Below are 436 nucleotides of genomic sequence, written 5' to 3'. Positions count from 1 at the left end.
AATTCAGACACTGCTCTCCTTATGTATGTTATTTAAGCAAATATCTGTATGTTTTTCAACCAGCCTGATCAAAGCCTTACAAATCTAGACAGTCCAGATTCACATATTTACAAAGCTCCTCAGGCTTACCGCTCTCGCTAAAAGGTAAGTGAGCAATAAGCGGTGCACCTAAAGCCGAGCTTAAAGTCGCTATATTTTCAGCTTCATAGCTCATTGTTTCTCTCGACAAACTATTCGCAACCCAACCAGCTATCTCCAAGCCATCTCTTCTGATTGCCTCTGCACTTAGCATCGCATGATTCAAACACCCCAAACGCAAACCAACAACTAGAATAACTTTATAGTTCAACTGTCGTGCCAAGTCAGCCATCGTTTCTCTTGGGCTAATCGGTACCCGCCACCCCCCTGCTCCTTCGATAAGTGCGAAATCCGGTTT

Annotated in this window: 1 protein-coding gene; it reads right to left on the bottom strand. The window is 43.8% G+C overall.

Annotation, left to right across the window (positions count from 1 at the left end; all coding sequences use genetic code 11):
- Positions 1-76: 76 nt before the first annotated feature.
- Positions 77-436 (bottom strand): ATP-dependent dethiobiotin synthetase BioD (gene bioD, locus A3729_RS06210; protein WP_156497732.1); only part of this gene is annotated, 360 nt, incomplete at its 5' end.

This window comes from Oleiphilus sp. HI0043 (genome assembly GCF_001634935.1).
The sequence above is the reverse complement of the archived record's forward strand: the minus strand, read 5'-3'. Positions and strand labels throughout refer to the sequence as shown.